At 65.1% G+C, this 25,642-nt stretch carries 23 protein-coding genes; 9 read left to right on the top strand and 14 right to left on the bottom strand.

Going from position 1 to position 25,642, the window contains the following annotated elements; genetic code table 11:
* Positions 1 to 240: 240 nt before the first annotated feature.
* From ABB26_RS15925 to ABB26_RS15910, 4 genes are all read right to left on the bottom strand, one after another.
* Positions 241 to 1,035 (bottom strand): MetQ/NlpA family ABC transporter substrate-binding protein, encoded by a 795-nt coding sequence (locus ABB26_RS15925; RefSeq protein WP_057635698.1) that lies wholly within the window; start codon positions 1,033 to 1,035, stop codon positions 241 to 243.
* A gap of 83 nt (positions 1,036 to 1,118) precedes the next feature.
* Positions 1,119 to 1,808, bottom strand: a complete 690-nt coding sequence (locus ABB26_RS15920; protein WP_057635697.1) for a methionine ABC transporter permease — start codon at positions 1,806 to 1,808, stop codon at positions 1,119 to 1,121.
* Positions 1,805 to 2,812 (bottom strand): methionine ABC transporter ATP-binding protein, encoded by a 1,008-nt coding sequence (locus ABB26_RS15915; RefSeq protein WP_057635696.1) that lies wholly within the window; start codon positions 2,810 to 2,812, stop codon positions 1,805 to 1,807. Before ABB26_RS15915 ends, ABB26_RS15920 begins: the two co-directional genes overlap by 4 nt.
* A gap of 238 nt (positions 2,813 to 3,050) precedes the next feature.
* Positions 3,051 to 3,947, bottom strand: coding sequence for a DMT family transporter (locus ABB26_RS15910; protein ID WP_057635695.1), 897 nt, complete (start codon positions 3,945 to 3,947; stop codon positions 3,051 to 3,053).
* A gap of 228 nt (positions 3,948 to 4,175) precedes the next feature.
* Between ABB26_RS15910 and ABB26_RS15905 the strand changes: the two genes are divergently transcribed.
* The gene (locus tag ABB26_RS15905; RefSeq protein WP_057635694.1) at positions 4,176 to 4,661 is read left to right on the top strand and encodes a YajQ family cyclic di-GMP-binding protein; all 486 of its coding nucleotides are present in this window, start codon (positions 4,176 to 4,178) and stop codon (positions 4,659 to 4,661) included.
* Positions 4,662 to 4,679: 18 nt separating this feature from the next.
* Here ABB26_RS15905 and ABB26_RS15900 read toward each other — a convergent pair whose 3' ends face one another.
* From ABB26_RS15900 to ABB26_RS15890, 3 genes are all read right to left on the bottom strand, one after another.
* Complete coding sequence (locus ABB26_RS15900) at positions 4,680 to 5,786, bottom strand: helix-turn-helix domain-containing protein (RefSeq protein WP_057635693.1); 1,107 nt, start codon at positions 5,784 to 5,786, stop codon at positions 4,680 to 4,682.
* An 82-nt stretch (positions 5,787 to 5,868) separates the two neighbouring features.
* On the bottom strand, positions 5,869 to 6,996 hold the full coding sequence (locus ABB26_RS15895; RefSeq protein ID WP_057635692.1) for an NAD(P)-dependent alcohol dehydrogenase: 1,128 nt from the start codon (positions 6,994 to 6,996) through the stop codon (positions 5,869 to 5,871).
* 14 nt (positions 6,997 to 7,010) lie between these two features.
* Positions 7,011 to 8,489 carry a benzaldehyde dehydrogenase gene (locus ABB26_RS15890; protein ID WP_057635691.1) on the bottom strand — a complete coding sequence of 493 codons (1,479 nt, stop codon included), beginning with the start codon at positions 8,487 to 8,489 and terminating at the stop codon, positions 7,011 to 7,013.
* A gap of 187 nt (positions 8,490 to 8,676) precedes the next feature.
* Between ABB26_RS15890 and ABB26_RS15885 the strand changes: the two genes are divergently transcribed.
* On the top strand, positions 8,677 to 9,243 hold the full coding sequence (locus ABB26_RS15885; RefSeq protein ID WP_057635690.1) for a DUF1415 domain-containing protein: 567 nt from the start codon (positions 8,677 to 8,679) through the stop codon (positions 9,241 to 9,243).
* 203 nt (positions 9,244 to 9,446) lie between these two features.
* Here the strand turns inward: ABB26_RS15885 and ABB26_RS15880 are convergent, their stop codons facing one another.
* Positions 9,447 to 10,355 carry a DUF808 domain-containing protein gene (locus ABB26_RS15880; protein ID WP_057635689.1) on the bottom strand — a complete coding sequence of 303 codons (909 nt, stop codon included), beginning with the start codon at positions 10,353 to 10,355 and terminating at the stop codon, positions 9,447 to 9,449.
* Positions 10,356 to 10,533: 178 nt separating this feature from the next.
* On the opposite strand from ABB26_RS15880, the gene ABB26_RS15875 reads away from it, so the two are divergent.
* Both ABB26_RS15875 and ABB26_RS15870 read left to right on the top strand, forming a co-directional pair.
* Entirely contained in the window at positions 10,534 to 12,186 is a 1,653-nt protein-coding gene (locus tag ABB26_RS15875; protein WP_083490885.1) for an ABC1 kinase family protein, read from the top strand.
* Between the two features lie 229 nt (positions 12,187 to 12,415).
* A complete protein-coding gene (locus ABB26_RS15870) occupies positions 12,416 to 14,518 on the top strand; it encodes a phosphoglycerol transferase I (RefSeq protein WP_057635687.1) in 2,103 nt (700 codons plus the stop codon).
* 88 nt (positions 14,519 to 14,606) lie between these two features.
* Here ABB26_RS15870 and ABB26_RS15865 read toward each other — a convergent pair whose 3' ends face one another.
* Positions 14,607 to 16,973 (bottom strand): DUF3772 domain-containing protein, encoded by a 2,367-nt coding sequence (locus tag ABB26_RS15865; RefSeq protein ID WP_083490884.1) that lies wholly within the window; start codon positions 16,971 to 16,973, stop codon positions 14,607 to 14,609.
* Positions 16,974 to 17,321: 348 nt separating this feature from the next.
* Between ABB26_RS15865 and ABB26_RS15860 the strand changes: the two genes are divergently transcribed.
* The 3 genes from ABB26_RS15860 (at position 17,322) to ABB26_RS15850 (ending at position 19,580) form a co-directional block, all read left to right on the top strand.
* Positions 17,322 to 17,816 carry a lipocalin family protein gene (locus ABB26_RS15860; protein ID WP_057635686.1) on the top strand — a complete coding sequence of 165 codons (495 nt, stop codon included), beginning with the start codon at positions 17,322 to 17,324 and terminating at the stop codon, positions 17,814 to 17,816.
* A gap of 20 nt (positions 17,817 to 17,836) precedes the next feature.
* Positions 17,837 to 19,048 carry an NAD(P)/FAD-dependent oxidoreductase gene (locus ABB26_RS15855; protein WP_057635685.1) on the top strand — a complete coding sequence of 404 codons (1,212 nt, stop codon included), beginning with the start codon at positions 17,837 to 17,839 and terminating at the stop codon, positions 19,046 to 19,048.
* Between the two features lie 94 nt (positions 19,049 to 19,142).
* Entirely contained in the window at positions 19,143 to 19,580 is a 438-nt protein-coding gene (locus ABB26_RS15850) for a hypothetical protein (RefSeq protein ID WP_057635684.1), read from the top strand.
* Between the two features lie 96 nt (positions 19,581 to 19,676).
* Here ABB26_RS15850 and ABB26_RS15845 read toward each other — a convergent pair whose 3' ends face one another.
* Complete coding sequence (locus ABB26_RS15845) at positions 19,677 to 20,000, bottom strand: DUF6122 family protein (RefSeq protein ID WP_057635683.1); 324 nt, start codon at positions 19,998 to 20,000, stop codon at positions 19,677 to 19,679.
* A gap of 260 nt (positions 20,001 to 20,260) precedes the next feature.
* Between ABB26_RS15845 and ABB26_RS15840 the strand changes: the two genes are divergently transcribed.
* The gene (locus ABB26_RS15840; RefSeq protein WP_057635682.1) at positions 20,261 to 20,734 is read left to right on the top strand and encodes a YehS family protein; all 474 of its coding nucleotides are present in this window, start codon (positions 20,261 to 20,263) and stop codon (positions 20,732 to 20,734) included.
* Positions 20,735 to 20,797: 63 nt separating this feature from the next.
* Here ABB26_RS15840 and ABB26_RS15835 read toward each other — a convergent pair whose 3' ends face one another.
* The 4 genes from ABB26_RS15835 to ABB26_RS15820 form a co-directional block, all read right to left on the bottom strand.
* Entirely contained in the window at positions 20,798 to 21,256 is a 459-nt protein-coding gene (locus tag ABB26_RS15835; protein ID WP_057635681.1) for a hypothetical protein, read from the bottom strand.
* Between the two features lie 220 nt (positions 21,257 to 21,476).
* Positions 21,477 to 22,052, bottom strand: a complete 576-nt coding sequence (locus tag ABB26_RS15830; protein WP_057635680.1) for an OmpO family porin — start codon at positions 22,050 to 22,052, stop codon at positions 21,477 to 21,479.
* 206 nt (positions 22,053 to 22,258) lie between these two features.
* Positions 22,259 to 22,714 carry a Cu(I)-responsive transcriptional regulator gene (gene cueR, locus ABB26_RS15825; protein WP_057635720.1) on the bottom strand — a complete coding sequence of 152 codons (456 nt, stop codon included), beginning with the start codon at positions 22,712 to 22,714 and terminating at the stop codon, positions 22,259 to 22,261.
* A gap of 23 nt (positions 22,715 to 22,737) precedes the next feature.
* Positions 22,738 to 25,230, bottom strand: coding sequence for a heavy metal translocating P-type ATPase (locus tag ABB26_RS15820; RefSeq protein ID WP_083490882.1), 2,493 nt, complete (start codon positions 25,228 to 25,230; stop codon positions 22,738 to 22,740).
* 146 nt (positions 25,231 to 25,376) lie between these two features.
* Between ABB26_RS15820 and ABB26_RS15815 the strand changes: the two genes are divergently transcribed.
* Entirely contained in the window at positions 25,377 to 25,574 is a 198-nt protein-coding gene (locus ABB26_RS15815) for a heavy-metal-associated domain-containing protein (protein WP_057635678.1), read from the top strand.
* The last annotated feature ends 68 nt before the right edge of the window (positions 25,575 to 25,642 follow it).

Genomic DNA, 25,642 nt, shown 5'->3' with positions numbered 1-25,642 from the left:
ATTGCTTGTGCAGGAATGCAGTAGCGAACCGGATGCAGGATCCGCCATCGCATGCCAAAGACTAGGCCATGGCCTGTCGTCGCGGTGTGGGCGGATGACCGTCGGGCACCGTCACAGGCCAGGATCCGTTCCCGTCTGCGATGCCATCCGACAGCTCCCAGTGCGGAGCCATGCACCGCAGGGGGAAGACGTTGAAGCCCGCTGGCCGGGCATGGCCCGGCACTACCCCGGCTGCCCGGTTCAGAACGCCGGCAACACCGCGCCCTTGTACTTCTGCTCGATGAACGCCTTCACTTCCGGGCTGGTCAGGGCCTTGGCCAGCTTTTGTACGCGTGCGTCGTCCTTGTTGTCGGTACGCGCGACCAGGAAGTTCACGTACGGCGAATCGCTGCTTTCAATGGCCAGCGCATCCTTGGTCGGATTGAGGCCGGCATCGAGCGCGTAGTTGGTGTTGATCAGCGCCAGATCCACCTGGTCGAGCACACGCGGCAGCATCGCCGAATCCAGCTCGCGGAACTTGAGCTGCTTGGGGTTCTCGACGATGTCACGCTGGGTGGACAGCGCGTTGCTGGCGTCCTTGAGCTTGATGACGCCGGCCTTGTCCAGAAGGATCAGCGCGCGACTGTTGTTGCTCGGGTCGTTCGGGATGACCACGTCTGCCCCGTTGGGCAGGTCCGCGAGCGATTTGATGCGGCGCGAGTAGGCGCCGAACGGCTCGATGTGCACGCCGGTGACGGTGACCAGCGTGGTCTTGCGGTCACGGTTGTAGGCGTCCAGATACGGCTCGGTCTGGAAGTAATTGACGTCCACCTGCTTCTGCACCAGCTGGTCGTTGGGCTGCACGTAGTCGTTGAACACACGCACGTCGAGCTTGATGCCTTCCTTCTCCATCAGCGGCTTGACCACATCCAGTATCTCGGCATGCGGCACGGCGGTGGCAGCCACGACCAGCCTGGAATCATCGGCAGCCGGCTTGCCGCAGGCCGAAAGCGCCAGCGCGGCAGCGAACAGGGGAAGAGCGAGCAGCTTGTTCATTGGAATCAGAATCCTGTGGGGAAGGATGGACGACATACCGTAACAGGCCGGCCATGCAGACGATGCACGGCCGGCGGCAGCGCTTACTTGCGGCTGTAATGCGTGACCAGGCGGTCGCCGAGCATCTGCAGCACCTGCACCAGTACCAGCAGCAGGACCACGGTGACCAGGGCGACGTCGGTATGCGAACGCTGGTAGCCGTCGCGGAACGCCAGATCTCCCAGCCCGCCGGAACCGATCGCACCGCCCATGGCAGTGAAACCGATCAGGGCGATCGTGGTGACGGTCGCCCCGGCGATCAGGCCCGGCCGTGCTTCGGGCAGCAGCACCTTGAACACCAGCTGCTTCGTGGTCGCGCCCATCGCCTGGCTGGCTTCGATGACGCCACGGTCCACTTCACGCAGCGCGGTTTCCACCAGGCGTGCGTAGAACGGCGCAGCGCCCACCACCAACGGCAGGATCGCACCGCGCACGCCGAGCGAGGTGCCCATCAAACCCAGCGTGACCGGGATCAACACGATCATCAAAATGATGAAGGGCACCGAGCGCAGCAGGTTCACCAGCAGCGCGGTCACGCCGTACACCACCGGCTTGCGGTGCAGCTGCGGCGAGCCGGTCAGGAACAGCAGCACGCCCAGCGGCAAACCAATGGCCATGGTCAGCGGCAACGAGCCGGCCAGCATCAACAGCGTGTCGAGGGTGGCTTGGCCGATGTCGGCCCACTTGCCGGCATCCAGATGGCGGAAGAAACCGCCTGCGGTTGCAAGAATCATCGACGCAGTTCCTCCACATGTACCCCGGCGGCGACGAAGGCGGCCTGTGCCGCGTTCTGGTCACCGCCCACCAGCGCGACGGTGAGCTGGCCGTAGGGTGTGTCCTTGATCCGGTCGATGCGGCCGGACAGGATGTTGTAGTCGACCCCGGTCTCGCGGGCGATGCGCCCGAGCAGGGGTTCATAGGTGTCGTTGCCGAGGAAGGTCAGGCGCATGATGCGGCCCCCGACAGCGGCGTAGCTCTGCAGTTGCTCGCCTTCGTCCACATGCTCGGATTCGGACACGAAGCGACGCGTGGTCGGGTGCTGCGGGTGCAGGAACACATCGGTCACCGGGCCCATTTCCACCAGGTGCCCTGCATCCAGCACCGCCACGCGGTCGCAGACACGACGGATCACGTCCATCTCGTGGGTGATCAGCACGATGGTCAGGCCCAGCTCGCGATTGATCTTGCCCAGCAGCGAGAGGACCGAGGCGGTGGTCTGTGGGTCCAGCGCACTGGTGGCCTCGTCACACAGCAGAATCTGCGGACGCGTGGCCAGGGCGCGGGCGATGCCGACGCGCTGCTTCTGGCCGCCGGACAGCTGCGCCGGGTACTTGGCCGCATGCGCCTCCAGACCAACGGTGCGAAGCAACTCGGCCACACGCGCGTCGATTTCGGCCTGCGGCGTGCCTGCCAGCTCCAGCGGGAAGGCGACGTTGCCGGCCACGGTGCGCGCCGAGAGCAGGTTGAAGTGCTGGAAGATCATGCCGATGCGACGACGCAGCGCGCGCAGGCCATCGGCGTCCAGTGCGGTGGCGTCCTCACCTTCGATCAGCACGCGACCACCGCTGGGCTCTTCCAGACGGTTGATCAGGCGGATCAGGGTCGACTTGCCGGCGCCGGAGTGGCCGATGATGCCGAACACCTCACCGGCCTGTATCTGCAGGTCGAGCGGATGCAGCGCGGTGATCGCGCGGCCGTCGACGACGTAGGACTTTTGCAGGTTCTGGAACGCGATCACTGCCAGGGCAACCGGGGGGTCGGAAGGGGGCGTGCAGCCTAGCAGCGCCGGCCCTCCGGCGCGCGTGCTGTACCGGCGAATCTTATTCCTTTTGGTTCTAAGAAGGCGCCCTCGCAGGAGCGCCCTCGTCCACGAGGTGCCGCAATCTTCGGGAATGCGCTTGCTTGCGATTGCAGCCGGCCCGCCGATGGGGCCAGCGGTGGCTCTTCGCGGCCGAGGCCGCGCTGCAGGTACCAGATCAGGGATGGTCGATCTGATCCGGCCGCTGCGCCCGCTGCACCCGCTCGCGATGCAGCAGATACAGGCCGCTGGCGACGATGATGGCCGCACCGGCCCAGGTCCAGCGGTCGGGCAGTTTGTCCCACAGCAGCAAGTCCCAGCCGATCACCCAGACCAGGCCGGTGTACTCCAGCGGCGCTATCATCGAGGCCTGGCCCAGCTGGAAGGCGCGGGTCAGCGCGATCTGCCCCAGCGCCCCGGCCAGGCCCATGCCGGCAATCAGCGCGGCGTGCTTCCACTGCAGCGGCTGCCATTCCGGCCAGGCCAGAACGCCGGCGCCAATGGCCATGATCAGCAGGAACCATACCACCATCGACTGCGGCGTATCGGTGCGGGTCAACAGACTGACCGTGACCGCGGCGATGGCGTAGGCGGTAGCCGCCAGCAGCACCATCAGGCCGGGGAAGGAAATGATGCCGTCCACACCGGGCCGCAGCACCACCAGCACACCAATCAGGCCAATACCGATCGCGATCCAGCGACGCGGCCCGACGTGCTCGCCCAACAGTGGCACCGACAAGGCCGCCACCAACAACGGCGCAACGAAATAGATGGTGTAGGCCGTGGACAATGGCAACGTGCGCAGCGCATAGACGAAGCAGCCGATCATCACCATGCCGAGCACGCCACGCAGCAGATGCAGGCCCCAGCGCACCGGGATGATCGAGCGCGGGCCGGCGGAGGCCAGCACCCACACCAGCACGAACGGCAGCGATGCCGCGCCGCGCAGCATGGTGACCTGCAGGGTGGGATAACTGGCCGCCAGCATCTTCATGCCGGCATCCATCAGCGAAAAGAAGGCGACTGCGGCCAGCATCCAGATGATGGCGCGCGCAGGGGATTTGGTTGGGGACATGCGCCCGATTATCCGCTGTCATGCCGATTGCCGATATCCCCGAGCGGCGCTTGCCGCGCGCGACGGAATGCTCAGCTCCCTTGGGCGTGAGCCCAGGGAAGACTCGGGGCGGGGTGCCTTTTGGGCTCATGCGACCAGCAACCTTCCCCGGCCCTCGCGTTGCCTTTGGCAAAGGGAGGGGGCCGTTCGCCTAGAATGGAGGCCGTTTTCACTGACTGGAGCAGACCCATGCCTTCCTTTGACGTCGTATCTGAAGTTGACAAGCACGAGCTGGCCAACGCTATCGACCAGGCCAACCGCGAGCTGTCCACCCGCTTCGATTTCAAGGGTGTGGATGCCAAGTTCAACCTGGAAGACGAGAAGCTGATCAAGCTCACCGCGCCCACCGATTTCCAGCTCAAACAGATGGCCGACATCCTGCGCCTGCGCCTGGCCGCGCGGAACATCGACTTCCGTTGCATGGAATTTGGCGACATCGAAACCAACCTGGGCGGTGCGCGCCAGCAGGTGACGGTCAAGCAGGGCATCGAGCAGAAGCTGGCCAAGCAGATCGCCGCCAAGATCAAGGAAGCCAAGATCAAGGTGGACACGCAGATCAACGGCGACAAGCTGCGCGTCAACGGCAAGAAGCGCGATGACCTTCAGGAAGTCATGGCGCTGTTGAAGAAGGGCGAGTTCGAGCAGCCGCTGCAGTTCGACAACTTCCGCGATTGATCCACCGCTGCAGCAGGGTCAATCGCCCTGCTGCAGTTTGCGGTACAGCGTGGTGCGCGAAATGCCGAGCCGGCGCGCCGCCGCGCTGACGTTGCCGCGATGGCTGTCCAGTGCATCGCGCACGGCCTGGATGCCCTGCGCACGCAGCGATCCCTTCACTGCATCGCGTGAAGCCGCCGGAATGGCCACGCTGCCACGCCGCGATACCGGCGCCCGCAGGTACTGCACCTGCAATGCGCTGTCCTCGGAAAAACGTACCCGCCGCGCCGGTCCAGCCTGCAGCAGCCGCCGCCGTTGATGCACGTTGGCACCGGCGAACACGGCATCCAACGTCAGCTCCGGCAATGGCCCTCGACGCGGCAAGCCGAGCAGGCGCCGTGCGACACGATTTGCCGCACGGATGCGACCGTTCTCCTCGATGGCCAACAAGCCCTGGAACGGCGTGTTCAACCAACGCACATCGTGCTGCAGCGCCAACAGATGGCAGGGGCGGCATTCCTGCAGCAGTCGGTTTTCGATGGACAACGCCGCCTGCCGGAAATAGTCCAGCAGATAATCCGGATCGCGCTCGCCAAGGCCGGTGATGTCCAGCGCACCGGTCACCTCACCCTCCAACCCATGCAACGGCACGCTCAGGCAGAACATCGCGGTGAAGTGATCCAGATAGTGCTCGTTGCCACGCACCAGCATCGCCGCGTCCTCGGCCAACGTACAGGTGGGCGCGGTCGTGCCCAGGTGCGATTCGCGCAACCGACGGCCCACCTGGATGGGGCGCAGCAAAGGGGAATCGGTGAGGCCGTGCTCACGCTGGGCCACGATCAGGCCCTCGGCGTTGACGCAGAACATCAGCCATTGGCGACCCCCAAATGCCGACCACAACTGGTCCATGTCGTGCTGTGCGCAACGCGCCAGCCGGCGGTCGGCATTGCCTTCCACCTGCTGCGGCCGCGCCACCCTTGGTTGCAGCTGCGGTGTTTCGCGCTGCTGCATGCCACCCGCCCGCAGCCGCTCCCAGGAACGCCGCAGCGGCGGCGCCAGCAGGTTATCCGGCAACGGCGCACCTTCGCAGAACTCGCGCCGCGCATTGACCAACAACGTCTGGTGTTCCAACAACGCACCGTTCATCGCCTGTCCTCCCATCGGGGCGGCACCACCGCACTCACCGTATGCATCACTCGCAAAAACCACCGGCTTCCGCCGCCAGGCGTCATCCCGGCATCCTCAGGACCGCCTTGAGCGTCACCCCACGGGCACTGTCTTCAGCGGCCTGGTTGATCTGCTCGAGTGGATAGAACTTCACCAGCCTGTCGAAAGGAAAACGTCCCTGCAGGTACAGCTCCACCAGTTGCGGGATGAACACCTGCGGCACGCTGTCACCCTCGACCACACCCCGGATGGTACGCCCCCCCATGAGTAGATTGTTGACATCGAAACTGGCCAGCGTGCCCATCTTCGAAGCCCCCACCACGCCGATCACGCCCAGCTTGGCCAGGGCGGTGATGCCCTGCTCCAGCACATCCACGCGGCCGGTGGATTCCAGTGCGAAATCGACCCCGCCGGGGCTGATCGCACGCACTGCCTCAACGATGTCCTGCTCGCGACTGTTGATGACATGGGTGGCACCCAGTTCCCTGGCCAGTTCCAGCCGCGACGGCACGACATCCACGGCAATGATGATGGCCGCTCCGGCCAGACGTGCGGCCATCACCGCACTCAGGCCGACCGCACCGGCGCCATAGGCGGCAAAGCGGCTGCCGGCACCGACCTTCAACGAGTTGATCACAGCACCGGCACCGGTCTGGATGCCACAGCCCAACGGCCCCAGCAGTTCCAGCGGGGCCGCCTCGGGCACCTTCACCGCGTTGCTCTCCCGCGCAAGCGCATGGGTGGCGAACGAGGATTGCGCGAAGAAATGATCATGCAACGGCTGCCCCTGTGCATCCTCAATGGCGTTGGAGCCATCAACACCGGAACCGCCAAAATTCTGCCCGTAGAAATCCTCGCAATAGGCACCATGTCCGCTGCTGCATTGCCTGCAGTGTCCGCAGACGCCATAGGCGAGCACCACGTGGTCACCAACCTTCAAACCCTTCACTTCCGGGCCCACGGCTTCGATGATCCCGGCGCCTTCATGGCCCAGCACCGCCGGCAACGGAACCGGATAGAACTGGTCCCGTACGATCAGGTCGGTGTGGCAAAGCCCCGTCGCCAGGACCCGCACCAACACCTCGTCACTGCGTGGCCCGCGCAGACGCGCCCGCTCGATGGTGAAGGGCTGCTCTTTCGCTCGCACCACCGCCACGGTGATGTCACGCGCTGCTGCTTCGGCATTCATGTCCGGCTCCTGATTCACAGCGGATAGGCGGGCGCCTGGCCCTTGATGGTCAGCCACTGCCACTGGGTGAATTCATCGATGTTGGCTGGCCCGCCAATGCTGGTTCCGTTGCCCGATACGCCAACGCCACCGAACGGATTGATCACCTCGTCGTTTACGGTCTGGTCATTGATGTGCAGAAGTCCGGTGTGCAGGCGCTCACCCAGCCGGAGCGCGCGCCCGACGTCGCTGGAGATGATCGCCATCGACAATCCATACACGGTGTCATTGGCCAGCGACACCGCATCGTCCTCGGTATCGAACGGCACCACCACCGCAACCGGCCCGAATATCTCCTCGCGGAACGCCGGGTTTTCCCGGCTTACATCGGCCAGCACCGTAGCGTCGAAGAACAACGCTCGATGCTGGCCACCAGCGGCGAGCACGGCACCGGCCGCCTGTGCATCGGCCACGATGCGCGCGGCATGGTCGCGTTGCTGGGCGTTGATCAACGGCCCCAACGCGACCTCTTCTCGGGCCGGGTCCCCGGTCCTCAGCGACGTCGCTTTGGCGACAAGTTTTTCCAGGAAGCGGGCATAGATGCCCCGCTGCACCAGGATGCGGCCGGTCGCCATGCAGATCTGTCCCTGATGCAGGTACGACCCCCAGGCAGCATTGGCCACCGCCAGATCCACATCGGCATCGTCCAGGACGATCAGCGAGTTCTTGCCGCCCAGTTCCAGCGACACTTTCTTCAGGTGCCTTCCCGCAGCCTCGCCCACCTTGCGGCCGGCTGCGGTGGAGCCGGTGAACTGGATCATGCGGATGTGGGGATCAGCCGTGAGCGCGGCGCCGGCATCCCCGTCACCCGGCAGCACATGCAGCACCCCGGCCGGCAGCCCGGCCAGTTCAAACAGGCGCGCAATGACGAAGCCTCCGCAAACGCTGGTACGCGGATCGGGCTTGAGCACCACCGCATTGCCCAGCGCCAGGGCTGGCGCCACCGCGCGCATGGCCAGGTACAACGGAAAGTTGAATGGAGAGATCACCCCGACCACCCCCAGCGGGCGCCGTCGCGCCAGACTCAAGCGTCCCGGTTCGGATGGCAGCACCTCACCCACCGCCCGCGATGGCAATGCCGCTGCTTCATGCAGCGCGCGGGTGGCGACCTTGAGTTCCGAGCCGGCCTTCAGACGGGTGGCACCGCCTTCGCGCACCAGCCAGTCCTGGATCTCGTCGGCATGCGCCTCGGCCAGCGCGGCGGCGCGACGCAGCACCCCGGCCCGGGTTTCATAGGGCGCGTCGGCCCACGCACGCTGGACCTGTGCGGCGGCCGCGGCTGAACGCGCCACCTGGCCCGGGTCGGCCAGCGCCACCTGGCCCAACACCGCAGCGGTGGCCGGCTCGACCACCTCCCGCAATGGCCCGCCTGCGCTCCATTGCCCATCGAACTGCTTGCCCGACCACAGCTTGGTCGGCAGAAATACCTGCGTTGCCATCTTCCAGGACTCCATTGCGGGGATAGTCAGCCGATTGGACACCTGCCCACAGCGCTTGCCTATTGGCCCTCAGCAGTGATCGGCCAAACCCTTGTCACGGCAGCGATTCGGCCACTGCCACCTGTTCCATCCCTGCACACTGCAGCCGTCATCGCGACGGCTGGCACTACAATTGCCCACCCAGCACGCAGCCAAGGCCACCATGAACGACGCCACCACCCCCATCGGCGATCCGCTCGCCGTCACCCGGAACTGGCTGGAGAAGGCGGTCATCGGACTGAACCTGTGCCCCTTTGCCAAGGCGGTGTACGTCAAGCAGCAGGTCCGCTTCGTACTCAGCGATGCCAGCACCCCCGAAGCCCTGCTGGAAGAGCTGATCGAAGAACTGGTGCTGCTGCGCGACACCCCGGCCGAGCAGATCGACACCACGCTGATCATCCACCCGGAAGTGCTGACCGATTTCCTGGAGTACAACGACTTCCTGGAGAACGCCGATGCGGCGGTGGAAACGCTGGATCTGCAGGGCATCCTGCAGGTCGCCAGCTTCCACCCGCAGTACCAGTTCGCCGGTGCCGCGCCGGATGACGTGAGCAACTACACCAACCGCGCGCCCTACCCCATCCTGCATCTGCTGCGCGAAGACAGCGTGGAACGCGCGGTGGCGGCATTCCCGGATCCGGATGTGATCATCGAACGCAACATCGAAACGCTCGACAAACTCGGCGTTGATGGCTGGAACAAACTGCTGGCCGGCGACAAGCCGCACTGAGCGGGGGATGTGCAGGACGGTGTCAGCCGCGACGTTGCGGAGGATGTCGTCCTGCAATGCGGTAGAAGACAGAACGCCGTTGCGATTCCCTCCCAGCCTGCACGGCCGCAATGGCATGCAGACCGCGCACGGCGTGGATGCCGCTCACGCAACGGCAGCGTCATGTGCCCGGGAAGCATTGCGCCTGCCCGGGCAGTGATCCCTCAATGCGCCGGCTTGCCGCCGCGCATGCGCTGGAACGCCGTCACCGCCACCAGCACCACCGCGCCGATGAGGATGCCCACCACCACGCTACCCAGCGCGTTGGCCAGCCATTCCAGGTTCGGCGGGGCCAGGCCGATCACGAAGTGATGCAGCGCCGGGATGGCATGCACCAGGATGCCGCCGCCGACCAGGAACATCGCAGCGGTACCGGCAACGGACAGACCGCGCATCAGCCACGGCGTGGCATACAGCAGTCCGCGTCCCACCGCCGCCAGTGCGCGGCCCTTGTCCAGCAACCAGGCGCCGATGTCGTCCAGCTTGACGATGCCGGCCACCAGGCCATACACGAACACCGTCATGCCCAGCGCGATGGCGACCAGCGCGGCCACCTGCTGGCCGAACGGTGCGTTGGAGATCACGCCCAGTGACAGCACGATGATCTCGGCCGACAGGATGAAGTCGGTCCGCACCGCGCCCTTGATCTTGTCCTTCTCCCAGGCAACCAGATCGACCTTTTCGTCGGCCAGTACCTTCACCCGCTCGGCCTTGTGCGCTGCGTCTTCTTCCTTCGAGTGCAGGAACTTGTGCGCCAGTTTTTCCACGCCTTCGTAACAGAGGAAGGCACCGCCGATCATCATCAACGGCGTGATCGCCCACGGCAGCCACGCACTGATGGCCAGGGCCGCCGGTACCAGGATGGCCTTGTTGACCAGCGAGCCCTTGGCCACCGCCCACACCACCGGCAGCTCGCGGTTGGCGCTGACGCCGGTCACCTGCTGCGCGTTGAGTGCCAGGTCGTCGCCAAGCACGCCGGCGGTTTTCTTGGCCGCGACCTTGGTCAGCAGCGCGACGTCATCGAGTAGTGCGGCAATATCGTCAAGCAGGGCAAACAGGCTGGCTCCAGCCATGGGACACCTAGAAGTGGATAGACCGGTGGATTCTCACCCATTCATGCGTCGATGGGCGTGGCGGCCCTGCATTCACCCTCCCCCAACCTGCCAACAGCCACACTGAGACCCTTGTTTTGCAGGAGGTATCGGCTTGAACGAACCCACCAGCAACGAGGCTTCCACCACCGTCGGCGGCATGAACCGGCGCCAGCAGATCGTGCGGATGCTGTTGCGTTACCGCAATTCCGGCGTGTTTTCGGGCATTTCGCTCGATGGCGAACTGCCGCGTCTGGGCCGCCAACCGGCCACCGGCAGCCCCACCCAGTTTGTGACCGACCTGGAGGCGCTGGGCACCACCTTCGTCAAGCTGGGCCAGGTGCTGTCCACCCGCCCGGACATGATCCCGCCGGAATACGTGACCGCGCTGGAACGCATGCAGGAGAAGGTGGCGCCGATCCCGGTCGAACACATCCGCGCCATCATCGAGGAAGACCTCGGCGCATCGGTCAACAAACTGTTCGCCTGGTTCGACCCGGTGCCGCTGGGCTGCGCCTCCATCGCCCAGGTGCATCGCGCCGAACTGCGTGACGGCCGTGAAGTCGCCATCAAGGTGCAGAAGCCGGACATCGCCGCGCAGCTGCGTTCGGATATCGGCGTGCTGCGCAGCTTCGCCACCGCCGCCGACCACCTCACCCGCGTCGGTCGCAAGGTGCGCTTCTCCGATTGGCTGGACGAGTTCGCCAAGACCCTGCGCATGGAGCTGGACTACGAAGCCGAGGCCGCCAGCCTCGCCCGCTTCGGCGAGCACCTGGCGCCTTATCCGGAGTTGTGGGTACCGCAGCCGATGTGGGACCTGTGCAGCCGTCGCGTGCTGACCATGGAACTGGTGCCCGGGGTGCGTGTGGATGCGATCCCGCAGGTGCGCCGCACCGAGCAGTCGATGCTGCCGCTGGCCGCCGCCCTGGTGCGTGGCTACCTCGACCAGATATTCGTGCATGGCGAGATACACGCCGATCCGCATCCGGGCAATCTGCGGGTCACGCCCGACGGCAAACTGGCCATCTTCGACCTGGGCATGGTGGCGCATGTGCCGCCACGGTTGCGCGAGCGCCTGCTCAAGTTGCTGTTTGCTGCCGTTGACGGCCGTGGCGAGGAAGTGGCCGATGAGATCATCGCCATCAGCACCCGCCTGGAGGACTACGACGAGGAGCGCCACCTGCGCGAGACCGGGCAGATGATTGCCCGCTACGCGGCAAACGGCACCGTTTCCGAGGGCCGCGTGGTGCTGGAAATCGTGCGTATCGCCACCAGCAGCAACCTGCGCACACCGCCGGAGCTGAGCCTGCTGGGCAAGGCGCTGCTCAGCCTGGAAAGCGTGTGCCACGTGCTCGCGCCGGAGCTGAATACACGCAAGGTCGTGGAGAAGCAGCTGCAGCATGTGATGCGCGCGCGTCTGCGCAAGTCCCTGTCACGTGCCAACCTCGCCAGTGAGGCGATGGAAGTGCAGCAGTTGCTGCGCGATGGTCCACGGCACATGTCCGACATCCTCAGCCTGGTCGCCGAGAACCGGCTGCAGATGAAAGTCACCGGGCTGGAGGAGTCGCGCTTGATGGAGAACATCCAGAAAGTGGCCAATCGCATCGCCGCCGGATTGATCACCGCCGCGCTGCTGCTGTCTTCGGCGCTGCTGATGCAGGTGCCCACGCGCTTCACATTGTTCGGCTACCCGGCCTTCGCCATCGCATTGTTCCTGCTGGGCGTGGTGATCGGCATGGGCTTGATCCTGAGCGCCTTGCTGTTTGATCACCGCACACGCTCGCGTCTACGCGAAGAGCGCGGACACCGTTGAAGCTGCCGTGATCGCGCAGGCACCAACGCATGCACATGATCTGAGTGCCGTGCGACGCGGCCATTAACTCACGAATTCTCACAAAAAATCGCACGCACTGGAAAACATTTCAGTCAGGTTCGTGCAGGCACCATCCGGGCGTCCTTTCGTCACGCGTCTGACATGACGTTGTGATGGGACACGGTGATCACGGTCACCCGCTTACGTCTTTCGCTACCCAAGTGGCCGCATGCATTGGATCATCTGGTTTTACCTGGCTGTTCTGGTCGTTCTGCTGTTGCTTTCGCCCACGCTGGCAAAGCTCAAGGCAGCCCTGTTGTCACTGCTGCTGCTCGCGCTCAGCAGTTGGTGGTTGATTGACCGACTCAGTGGTGACGGCATCAACTCGGCCACGCTCTACCATCTGCGCAGTGACATGGAAGGCGCCGGCGTAGGTGATTTCGGTGCATACATCCTTGGCTTTGTGGCCTTGGTGCTTGCCTCACTGACACCCTTGTTGCTGTTGCGCGTGCGGCGTCTGCGACTGCCGCGCCACGGGGTGCCGATCTTCGGCGGATTCGCCGCACTGCTTGTTGCCACGCTCGTCAGCAGCCCGTTGTACCGCGATGCCAAGCGCATTCACCAGCAGATGCAGCCGGTGGACTACAGCGCGGTGGCACCGGAATACAGCATCCCCGGCAAGCCGCTGGCGCAGCGCCCCAATATCGTCTGGATCTACGGTGAAAGCCTGGAGCGCACCTATCTGGACGAGGACGTCTTTCCGGCGCTGATGCCCAACATCCGCCGTCTTGCCGGGGAGGCGCTGGATTTCCGCGACATCGCATCGGCTGACGGCAGCGGCTGGACCATCGCCGGATTGGTGTCGTCCATGTGTGGCGTGCCGCTGACCACCGCGCAGGGTGATGAGAACAGCATGGGACGCATGGGCAGCTTTCTTCCCGAAGCCTTCTGCCTGGGCGATTACCTGAAACAGCAGGGCTACAGCAATCACTACATGGGCGGTGCCAACGGCCAGTTCGCGGCCAAGGCCGACTTTCTGTCCACGCACGGCTTCGATGATGTGCGCGACCTGGCCTGGTTCAACCAGCAGAAGATCGCCCGCTCGCATTTCTCCAACTGGGGCCTGCACGACGACGTGTTGCTGGACCGCGCGTTCGACCGCTTTCTGGAGCTGTCGCATGCCGGACAGCCATTCATGCTCACCGCATTGACGATGGACACCCATCACCCGGCCGGGCACCTGCCGGTGGCCTGCAAGGGCACGCGCTACCGCAGCCAGCACGGCAACATCGGCCTGCTGCGTGCGTTGAAATGCAGCGACCGGCTGATCTCGCAGCTGGTGGATCGCATCCGCGCCAGCGAGTTCGGCGAGAACACGTTGGTGGTGTTGGCGTCCGATCACCTGGCCATGCCCAACGACCTGAGCCACGTGCTGGAAAACATGCGCCGCGAGAACCTGCTGCTGTTCCTCGGCAAGGACATCGCACCGCGCCAGGTAACCGCCAGCGCCGGCACCACATTGGATTCTGGCGCCACCGCACTGCAGCTGCTGGACCCTGCAATCGATGCGATCGGCTTCGGCCGCTCGCTGCTGGCTTCACCGCGCGCACCCAGCGCCAGCGTCGCTGCTTTGAAGGCCGATGGCCGTGACTACGCGCGTTACCACGCCTTCTCCCGGTCGTTGTGGCTGGGTGAGCAGACCCGCATGTTGCGGCTGGACCAGGAACAGGTGCTGGTCGGCGTGCAGAAAGTGCAGCCGCCGGTACTGCTCGAGTACGACCAGGAGTGGCAGCTCAAATCGATGTACCTGGAAAACACCTCACGCAAGTTCGAGGAGGCCGATCCACGACATCGCCTGGCCTACGTGGACCGCTGCACCGCGTTCGAGGACGGCTCGGCCGATGGCCAATGGTGTGCATTGCTCGTGGACAGCGACCAGGGCATGCGCCTGTTCCGCGACGACCAGTTGCGCCGCGGCATCGCCGTTGATTCACCCCTGCAGGCATTCGCCGGGCCGCGCCCCAGCGTGCGCCAGTCACGCATGATCAGCCGCCAGCCACGTCATACCGGTCCCGGCCAGTACATGCTGGAGTTGTACGCCGCTCAGCGGCCGCAGCGTGGGTTCTGGGTGGAAGCGGTGTCGTCCAGCCGCAAGGTGGTGGTGGCCCAGCAATGGGTGCAGGCCGACAGCGAAGGCCGCATCAGCATGCCGCTCGGCCTGGACCACGAGATTGATGATCTGGAAATCCGCGCCTGGCTCAGCCATGCCGAGTTGCTGGCCATTGATGACTATGCGCTGGTGCCCGCAGCGCCGGAGCATCCGCGCTCCTGATTGGTTTGCAGGGACGCCGTTGGCTGCCCCTGTCCTGGCGATCATTCCCCGGGTGCGTTGCAGCTACCCGGGGCACCTCGACGGATCGTTACGGCGACGACGATGGGTCGCGCACCAGATGGATGTCGGTCGGCGTCACCAACGCAATGTCGTTGGCAGGGGCCTGCTGCAGCAGTTCGAACAGCAGTTCGCTGCGCGTGCCATACACGCTGCGCGCGGTGGGCACATAGGCGAAGCTGTTGATCGCGACCTGGCCACCGCTGATCGAGTCGATGAACACCGATGGTGCCGGCTCATCGAGCACCGTTGCATTGTGCTGATAGATATCCAGCAACAGCTGACGCAGCTTGCCTACGTCGGTACCCAACGGCACCGAGAACTGGATCTGGATCCGCCCCAGCGCATTGGCCATCGTCATGTTGCGGATGGTCTTGGTGATCAACTCCGAGTTCGGCACGATCAGCGTGGAACGATCACCCACCTGGATTTCGGTCGAACGCACCGAGATCCGGCGGATGTCGCCTTCCTGGTCGCCGATCTTCACCCAGTCACCGATCTTCACCGGCCGTTCGGCCAGCAGGATCAGGCCGGACACGAAATTCTGGGTGATCGCCTGCAGGCCAAAACCAATGCCCACCGACAACGCACTGGCCAGCAGCGCCAGCTTCTCGAAGCCGATGCCCAGCGTTGCCAGTGCCCACAGCACCGCCAATACGATGCCCAGATAATGCGCAACGGTGCTGATGGAATTGCGCGCACCGGTATCCAGCTCGGTCTTGGGCAGGTAGGTGTCTTCCAGCCAACGCTGCACCACGCGCATTACCGCCAGGCCACACACCAGCACCACGATGGACCAGAACACCGCCGACGGCCGCAGCAGCTTGCCGCCGATGTTCACCCCCCCAGTCAGCGTCTCCAGCCCGCCATACAGAATGCTGACGTTGCCGTAAGGCGCCACCACCGCGGTGATGCCCAGCATCACCAGCAGGATCCGCAGCGTTGCCGACAGCAATACCCCGCCCTGCTCCAGGCGGGGACCCGGCAAGCCGGTGGACAGGCGCAGGGTGCGGCCGAACGCGCTGTCCGGCGCCAGCAGCCACAGCGCGAAATCATCGGCGAACTTCATCAACAGCGAGGTTGCCAACACCACCACCGTCACCCACACCATCTGCTGGGCGGCGAACATGGCGAAGTTCAGATAGCCCAGCAACGTGGCCGCCAGGGCCGCAAATACCGCCAGATGCCCGCCCAGCCGCGCCACCACCAACCAACCGCTGCGGGGTGCCTTGGCCGGCCGTGTGCGGCCCTCGCCTTCCTGTTGCTCGGCTTCGGCCGCTGCCGCCGCGCGGCGCCGGTGCAGTGCGGCCAGCGTCACCAGCATGCCCATGATCAGCACGACATAGGTCAACGCGACCAGGCCATCGAGGGTGATCGTGCTCACCGGCGAGGTGCGCGCGGCGCGGTTGACGTCGCGCACCAGCATGGTGAACCAGGTCAACCAGGCCGCCCCCCAGGCGAAGCGGCGCAGCCGCGTCGCGCCCAGGTCATCGATGTCGAACAGGCGCCACGACGGCCGCGACGGCACCAGCAACGATGCGGCGAGCGCAGCGATGAAGGCACCCACGAAGGTGGCGGCGACAAAGGTGTCGGCGACCGCTTCCAGCCGCGGCGCGATCGCGGAGATCGAACGCAGGCTGCCGACCAGCACCATCGCCGCCAGTCCGGGCAGTACGGTGCCCACCAGCAGCAGCCAGACGGCCAGACCCGTGCGGCGCAGGCGCCCTGCGGGCGCACGCTCGGAGGCGGCATAGCGGCGGCCCAGACGGCGCAGCCAGATGCGCAGCGGGAACACCATCAGCAAGGCCAGCACCACCCCGACGATCGGCGCTGTCCAACCGTGTTTGGCGGTGGCCTGCAGCAGGCCGCCACTGGCCTGCCGGTACAGCGAATCAAAGCGCCCCAGATCATCGGGCAGGTGCTCGGAGAACTGACGCCATAGACCGGGCGACAACGGCGAGCCGACCTTGCGACCAAGCTGTTCGCTGAACTGCTGCGCACGCATCTTTTCGATCGACTCGCTCGCCTGCCGGGCATCTTCGGCAAGCAGCTTGCCGCGCGCGATATCGCTGTTGAGCTGGCTGCGCTGCAGGTCCAATGCCTTGCGCTGGCGGGCGATGTCACGGTCCTCGCCACCTTCGGGTACCGGGCCCAACTGCGAGATACGTGCATCGAGCTGGGTCAGCTCCGGCTGCAAGGCCTGCACGCTGGCCTCGGCATCGCGTTGTGCCTGGCTGGCCTGCTCACTCAACGTCTTCAGTGTTTCCGGGGCATCCGCGTCATCCACCGCGCGTTTGACTGCATCCAGCGCACGCGATGCCTGCTCGATGCGTGCCTGCGGGGTGGTGGCAGCAGCATTGGCACCGGCCGCATCCTGGGTGGCCCATGCCGTCGCCATGGGCAGGCCGGTCCCGGTCAGGGCGATGGCAAGCAGTACCGCACGCAGCGGCCGGGAAAAGCGGGATTTCAGCAAGGGAACGCACCGGATCGCGCGGACCACCGCGCCTGCCGTGGACTATAGATCAGGCCGCGTCCAGATCATGCGAACCCGTGCGCAACGCCTGGCATTTCAGCTTCGGTTCGATGCTGTGCGGTGGCTACCGGCGTACTGCGGAAAACCGCGTCCGCTGCTGCGTCATGCGACGCTCGATGGCCACATGCATAGTGGCCAGACAACGGAGTCTTCACTGCCGTTGGCCTATAGCAAGTGTCCCCGGCGCAGCCGCCGCCGTAGACAGGTGAGCCCATGAGTCAGCATCCCCCTTTGCCCACCGTGCCGTCGGTGGATCTGCAACGCTACCTGGGCACCTGGTACGAAATCGATCGCCTGCCCATGCGCCACGAGCCGGAGGACGCCACCGATGTCAGCGCGTTCTATTCGCTCAACGATGACGGCAGTGTGCGTGTGCAGAACCGCTGCCTGCACAAGGGCGAGCTGGAGGAAGCCATCGGCCAGGCCACGCCCATCGACGCCAGCAACAGCCGCCTGCAGGTCAGCTTCCTGCCCGAGGGTCTGCGCTGGATTCCCTTCACCAAGGGCGACTACTGGGTGATGCAGCTCGATGCCGGCTACAGCACGGCCATGGTCGGCAGCCCTGACCGCCACTATCTGTGGCTGTTGGCACGGCAACCGGGAATGGATGAGACCACGCGCCAGCACTACATCGCCTATGCACGCCAACAGGGTTTCGAGGTGGACAAGCTGATTCACACGCCTCACACCGGCCACCGCACGGCTTGAGCCGGACGCGGACATCAGCGATGGACCTGAAGAGTGGCTACCCGTTCTGGGCCGTACGCAACGGCCTGATGCAGGCGTTCCCTCGGTTGGAACGCGATCTGCAGTGCGACGTGCTGGTGATCGGCGGCGGCATCACCGGCGCGCTGATTGCCGACCACCTCGGCCAGCATGGACACGACGTGGTGGTGGTCGAACAGCGCGACATCGGCTGGGGTTCCACCGCCGCCAGTACCGCCCTGCTGCAGTACGAGATCGACACGCCGATGCAGGCGCTTGCCCGCCGCTACGGTTTGGATCAGGCGCTGTTGGCCTATCGCGCCTGCGCCGAAGCCATCGGGCAGCTGCGCCAGCTGGCACGACAGGTGGGAAAGGTCGATTTCCAGCCGGCCGACAGCCTGTACTACGCCAGCCGCACCCGCGACCTTAGCGGGCTTATCGATGAGTACGAACTGCGCCGGAAACATGGTTTCGCAGTGCATTGGCTGGATGCGGCCGGCGTGCGCGCGGACTACGGTTTCAACGCGCCGGGCGCCATCCTCAGCGACCTGGCCGCGCGTATGGACCCTTACCGGATGACCTACCGCCTGCTGGCCCGCCTGCAACGGCGCGGCAGCCAGGTCTTCGACCGTACCCACATCACCGCGCTGGAAGCCACCACCCGGCAGGTGCATGCACGCAGCAGCGACGGCATGCGCATCCGTTGCAAACACCTGGTGATGGCCGCCGGCTACGCCAGCCAGCACTGGCTCGACCCGCGCGTGGCACGCAACCGCAGCAGCTATGCCTTCGTCACCGATCCATTGCCCGAGGCGGCACTCGGCCCCTTGCGCACCACGATGCTGTGGGAAACCGCGCACCCCTACCTCTACCTGCGCAGCACTGCCGACAACCGGCTGCTGGTGGGGGGCGAGGACGACGCGCTGGACGTGCCCGCACGCCGCGACGCACGCGTGGATGCCAAGGCGCGCACGTTGGTGGACAAGGTTGGAAAGCTGTTCCCGCAGCTGCGCTTGACGCCCGCATTCGCCTGGGCCGGCACCTTTGCCGAAACCCGGGACGGCCTGCCGTTCTTCGGTCCCCACCCGCAGTGGGGGCCTCGCGTGCACTTCGCCATGGCCTATGGCGGCAATGGCATCACCTATTCGATGACCGGGGCCGGCATTGTCCGCGCAACCATCGAAAAACGCCCCCATCCATTGAAGGCCTTGTTTTCATTCGACCGGCCCGGTTGACGCGGTCTGGCGACAGGCATCATTCAAGCCTTTTCTGCTAGCGTGCAGTCAGCCCTGCCATCTGCGGCACGGCATGTGTACTGGAGTCGCTGCCGTGATCCGAACATCACTGATCCTCGCACTGGTGCTGGCCCCGGCCGCCGCGATGGCGCAGGCCACACCGGGTGCATTGGACCTGAGCGTGCCGCAGCCGCCGGTACGCTATCTCGGCGACCCGTCCTATCAGTCCGATGCTCCGGGCACCTTCTATGGCGACCGCAGCGGCCGTCGCCTGCCGCCCAAGGACTCGCCCTCCGGCGATGTCGTGGTCGACGATAAGCTGCAGGTGCATGGCGCGGTCAGCACCGGCATCGGCTACTCCAAGGCTTTCGGCAACAGCCACTGGAGCGCGGTGGACCTGAACCTGGGCAAGAACTACACCACCGATGAAGGCAATACCCGCCGCGTGGACGTGAACATCCACGTCAGCAAGAGCGACGGCATGACGCCCTACGGTTTCGGCCCGGGCCCCGGCCCGTGGTACGGCTGGTAAACCGGGCCGCGTCCCGCATAAGGCATCGCAGACAGAACCACGACGACGCACGCGGTCAGGCCCCCGCTGCGCGACTCCATGCTTCTCCGCACTGCCTTACGAACTGCAGCGCATCCACACGCAGTCGATGGCATCCAGCGCGATATGCAGCAGCAGGCCGATGCCGAACAGGCGCGTGCGCCGGGGCATGACCAGGCCCGCGTAGAGCACGACGGCCGGCGCGGTATGCAGCGGATGGAAGCCGATGCTGCAGCGGTCCGGTGCATAGATCGGGTCGGCCAGCAGATGATCCAGGTCGATCACCCACCCCAGCAGCAGCAACATCCACGCCTTGGCGAACTGCGGCCGCCAGAACAGCCAGGCCAACAACGCCGGAATCGCCGCATGCAGGCCCAGGTGCAGGATCGCGCGCAGGCTCACGGGCTGGGCATCCGCGTCATGTCATGCGGCCCTGCACGGTGGCCATGCCAAAGCACACGGCAGCCGTTGGCCTGGAGTGGCAGAGATATCCCGGCAGACAGCGCGGCAAAGGCAAGTGTGCGCATGGGGCGTGGTCCTGGTGAACGTATTGCAGCTGAATGCGTTTCAGCCATGCCGGGCAATTGTAGACGGCCGCTGCCGGGGGCAGCGTTACACTATGCGGCCGCCGGACCGTCCCGCGCGGTTGTTCCGGAGTGGCAATGATCAACAACGACGTACTGCGCAGCATCCGCTACATGCTCGATCTCAGCGACAGCATGGTGGTGGACACCATCCACCTGGCCGATGCCTCGTTCGACGTGGACGCCTCACAGGTGCACGATTTCCTGCGCAAGGACGAGGAGCCGTTGTTCGTGGCCTGCCCCGACGCGGTGCTGTCGCGCTTCCTCGATGGCCTGATCTACCACTACCGTGGCCGCGATGAGTCGCAGCCGCAGCGCGCACCGGAGCCGCGCATCACCAACAACGTGGTGCTGAAGAAGCTGCGCGTGGCCTTCGAGCTGAAGGACGTGGACATGCACGCGGTGTTCGAGGCAGCCGGTTTCCCGATGTCCAAGCCGGAGCTGTCGGCGCTGTTCCGCCAGCCGGACCACAAGAATTACCGCGAATGCGGCGACCAGGCCCTGCGCAATTTCCTGAAGGGTTTGACCCAGCGCGTGCGCCCGGCGGGCTGATCCCGGCTGGCTCCCTTCTCCCGTCGGGAGAAGGGATGTACACGCAGCCCATCAGCTGCCGCCTCAACGCACGCGATAGACCCGTGCCTTGGGCAGATCTTCGTCCACCTGCAGGAACCAGCGTCCGGCGATGCCCGGAACGACTTCGATCTGCGGTGACTGCAGCGTCTGGCGCAGCCGCATCTGACCCTTGAGCACCTTCCATTGCTGGCCATTCTCCAGCACGAACAGCGTGCCCGGTTCCCAGCCGTCCACCGCGCCCTGCACCTTGCTGTGCACCGGGCCTTCCTCCAGCCCGATATGCATCACCGGTGCGGCCTCCGGGCTTGGTTCCTGCGCCGGGGCAGCGGCCTGCGCTTCGCTGAGCATGCGGTTGAGCAATTGCAGCTGTTGCGCGCTCAGGCCGATCTGTTGGAGCTGTTCGGCGCTCAGACGTTGTTCGATGGGCTGGTAATCCCGTTGCGCCCACGCCAGCGGCGTGGTCAACAGGAGCGAAGCGGCAAGCAACAGGTGGGTCTTCATGGCGGCAGGTCCTTCCGGCTGATGCCGGTCGCTGCGCACGATGCTGCAGTTTGGTTACCGTTGGATGACAAAGGACTCCAGAGCAGGAGCGGCCCTCCTCCCTCCCGCGGACGGGAGAGGGGCTTTGATCGCCCACTGCCCCGCGATGCTTGATGCGCCCCCAAACGCAGAAAGGCCCGGCAATGCCGGGCCTTTCCTTGCTGCATGACGCGGGCGCGTCTTACCAGCTGAAGCGCGGACCCACGGTCCACTGCTTGTCGCCATCACGGTTCATCTTGATGTCGCCGTTGATGCCCCAGTTCTTGTTCAACTTCACCTGGCCACCCAGGCGGCCGTAGAACTCGCCTTCCGGGTTGATGCCGTGCTTCTTGGTGAAGTCTTCGTAGCCAGCCATGGCATAAACCTCGGCGTGCTGGCCGAATGCGGTGCGGACACCGGCTTCAGCGCTGTAGCCTTCGAAGTCCAGACCTGCATTCTTGCGCGGGTCGAACTTTTCGTAGGCCACGCGGGCAACGAAATCGGTGGTCGGGGCGATTTCCTTGTTGAAACCTGCGCCGACGCGCCACTGGTCGAACTCGATGTTGGTGCGATCGATTTCCTGGCGGGTGAACTCACCGAATGCATGGAAGTTCGGGTGGAACGCGTAGGAACCCTTGACGCCCCAACCATCGGCTTCGCCGTCGGCCTGGGTCTTGGCGTAGTCGGCTTCGGCATAGTTGTAGGACAGGCCGTCAGCAGCCGAAGCGGCGAACGGGAGGGCGGCAACCAGCGCCAGGGCAATCAGCGAATTCTTCATGGGGGTACACCTCTGGATTACGTCTTGATGGCACGGCAATAAATTCACTGCCTGCGTCCGGATGTAATTTTTCCGTTATGCACCCCAACCCATCCTGAAACCGCACCTCCGCTGAAATGGTTTTTTTTGGCTTGTATTCAGGTGTTTTCTGGCACGCGCGACGCTGGTGCGCGTTGCCCTTTGTTCAGACGACGGTGCATGCCGAGTCAATGACGTGGCTTGAGCTTGGTGCCGGCACCAAACTGCGTCGACATCGGCTCAGCCAGCAGTGGCACGCCGGTTTCGATATCGCGCAGGATCGGGCAATCCGGACGATCGTCGCCGGCGCAGCACTCGGCCAGTGCCTGCACCGTACGCACCATGTCCTGCAGTTCAGCGATGCGCTGCTGCAGGATCTGCACGTGCTCCAGTGCCATGCGCTTGACGTCCGCGCTGTGGCGCGATCGGTCCTGCCACAGCTGCAGCAGTTCGCCGATGCGCTCGACGCTGAAACCCATGTCGCGCGAGCGCTTGATGAAGCCCAGCGTGTGCAGGTCGCGCGGACTGTAGAGGCGATAGCCGGCCTCGGTGCGTGACACCGGCCCGAACAGGCCGGTGTCTTCGTAGTAGCGGATCATCTTCGCCGACAGGCCGGTAGCCTTGGCCGCCTGGCCGATATTCATGCCGTCGTGCATCGTCATCTCCTTCATGCCTGTGCCTGCGGTGGCTGGAAGCGCTTTAGCCGCAATGCGTTGCCCAGTACGAACACCGAGGACAGCGCCATCGCGCCGGCAGCAAACACCGGCGACAGCAGCACGCCCCAGAACGGATACAACAAGCCGGCAGCAACCGGGATCAACGCAGTGTTGTAGGCGAACGCCCAGAACAGGTTCTGGCTGATGTTGCCCATGGTCGCCTTGCTCAACGCGATGGCATTGGGCACGCCCTGCAGGCTGCCGGACATCAGCACCACGTCGGCCGCTTCAATGGCCACGTCGGTGCCGGTACCGATGGCCAGGCCGACATCGGCGGCGGCCAACGCTGGAGCGTCGTTGATGCCGTCGCCCACATAGGCCAGGCGGCCATGTGCGGCCTTGAGCCGACGTACCGCATCCACCTTGCCCTCGGGCAGCACTTCGGCCACCACTTCATCGATGCCCAACTGGCGGGCGATGGCTTCAGCGGTGCGGCGGTTGTCGCCGGTGATCATCGCCACCTTCAGGCCCAGCGCATGCAGACTGGCGATGGCCGCGCGGGTGTCGTGCTTGATCGGATCGGACACCGCGATGATTGCTGCCAGCTTTCCATCAATGGCGGCATACAGCGGCGACTTGCCCTCTTCGCCCAGCTGCCTGGCCACGTCGGCGAACGCGGTCACATCCAGGCCCAGCGTCTGCATGAAACGGTCAGCACCCACTTCCACGCGCACGCCCTGCACCTGCGCCCGCACGCCGTAGCCGGTGACCGATTCAAAGGCCTCGATCGTCGGCAACTGCAGGCCATCCTGCTGCGCGGCGCTGACGATGGCACGGGCGATCGGGTGCTCGGAGCGGTCTTCCACCGCTGCCACCTTGGCCAGCACGTCATCCCGGGTGAAGCCGTCGGCCAGTTGCAGATCGGTCAGCAAGGGGCGGCCTTCGGTGAGCGTACCGGTCTTGTCCACCGCCACTACCTGCGCTTCCTTGAGCAGCTGCAGCGCCTCGCCCTTGCGGAACAGCACGCCCAGCTCGGCGCCGCGACCGGTGCCGACCATGATCGAGGTCGGCGTCGCCAGGCCCATTGCACACGGGCAGGCGATGATCAGCACCGCCACCGCGTTGACCAGGCCGAAAGTGAGCGCTGGGTCCGGCCCGAACAACAACCACACCAGGAATGTGAGTGCGGCCAGGCCCATCACCGCAGGCACGAACCACAGGGTGATGCGGTCCACCAGCGCCTGGATCGGCAGCTTGGCACTCTGCGCCTGTTCCACCAGCCGGATGATCTGCGCCAGCACGGTGGCCCCGCCCACTGCGGTGGCACGCACGCCGAGCGTACCGGTCTGATTCACGGTGCCGCCCACGACAGTGCTGCCCGGTGTTTTCTGCACCGGCACCGGCTCGCCACTGATCATCGATTCATCGACATAGCTGTCGCCATCGATCACCTCGCCATCCACGGCGATACGTTCGCCCGGGCGTACGTCGATCACGTCACCGCTGTTGATCCGCTCCAGCGGCAGCTCGACCACGCTGCCATCACGGCGCACACGGGCGGTCTTGGCCTGCAGCTTGAGCAGGCGCTTGATGGCCTCCGAGGTACGGCCCTTGGCCTTCGCCTCCAGCACGCGACCAAGCAGGATCAAGGTGACGATCACCGCCGCTGCTTCGTAGTACACATTGACGGTGCCAGCCGGCAGCAGACGCGGTACGAACGTAGCCACCAGCGAGAAGCCGTAAGCGGCCAACGTACCCACCGCGACCAGCGAATTCATGTCCGGTGCGGCGCGCAGCAATGCGGGGATGCCCTTCTCATAGAAGCGACGGCCCGGGAACACCAGCACCAGCGTGGTCAGCACGAACTGCAGCAGCCAGCTGTTCTGCATGCCCAGCGTGGAGGCGATGAAGTGGTGGAAGGCAGGCACCAGATGCCCGCCCATTTCCAGCAGGAATACCGGCAGCGTCAGCGCCGTGGCCAACAGCAGATCACGCCGGAGTACGCGCAGTTCGTCGGCGTGACGCTGGGCCTGTGCGTCTTCGTTGCTGACCGCACGGTCAAGCAGACGGGCGGTGTAGCCCGCCGTGGCGATGGCAGCCACCAGTGCGGCCGGCGACGCATTGCCCTGCACCGTGGCCCGCTCGGTGGCGAGGTTGACGCTGGCCGACTGCACGCCGGGTACCGCCAACAGCGCGCGTTCCACCCGGCCCACACAGGACGCGCAGGTCATGCCTTCGATTTCCAGCTCCAGTGGTACGGACGCAGTCACTTCGTAGCCGGCCTTGCGTATGGCCTGCACCAATGCCTCGCGCGCCACGTTGCCGTCGGTCTGCACGCTGGCGCGCTCGGTGGCCAGGTTCACGCTGGCCTTGCTCACCCCAGGCACCGCTGCAAGCGCCCGCTCCACGCGGCCGACGCAGGACGCGCAGGTCATGCCTTCAATCACCAGATCTTCCATCTGCTGGGCGCCTGCTGCCCTGCCCTTGTTGGCCGTGCTAGTCATCGGCTTGTCTCCGCCTGTTTACCGTTGCAGCCACGGTAAAGCTTCCCATGACAGGAAGGTCAAGGGGCTGGCGGCAGTGATGCGCCCTATTGACCTTGCCATGATGGAAACCTCCATCCTGCGCCGGTACCCAACGGAGACACCCCATGAAGTTGCATATTGAAAGCATGACCTGCGGCGGCTGCGCACGCAGCGTGACGGCGGCAGTGAAGGAAATAGACCCGGCAGCCACGGTGGAAATCGATGTGCCGAGCAGGATCGTGCAGATCCAGACGACCGAATCGGCTGAACGCATCACCCAGGTATTGGACGCGGCCGGCTTCCCGCCGCAACTGCAGGGCTGAAACCCATCGGCTACGCCGCTCTACTGCAGGAGCGGCGTAAACCGTGCGATGGCCAGTACGGCCGTTGC

Origin of the sequence: Stenotrophomonas humi, assembly GCF_001431415.1 — a bacterium.
GTDB lineage: Bacteria > Pseudomonadota > Gammaproteobacteria > Xanthomonadales > Xanthomonadaceae > Stenotrophomonas > Stenotrophomonas humi.
The sequence above is the reverse complement of the archived record's forward strand: the minus strand, read 5'-3'. Positions and strand labels throughout refer to the sequence as shown.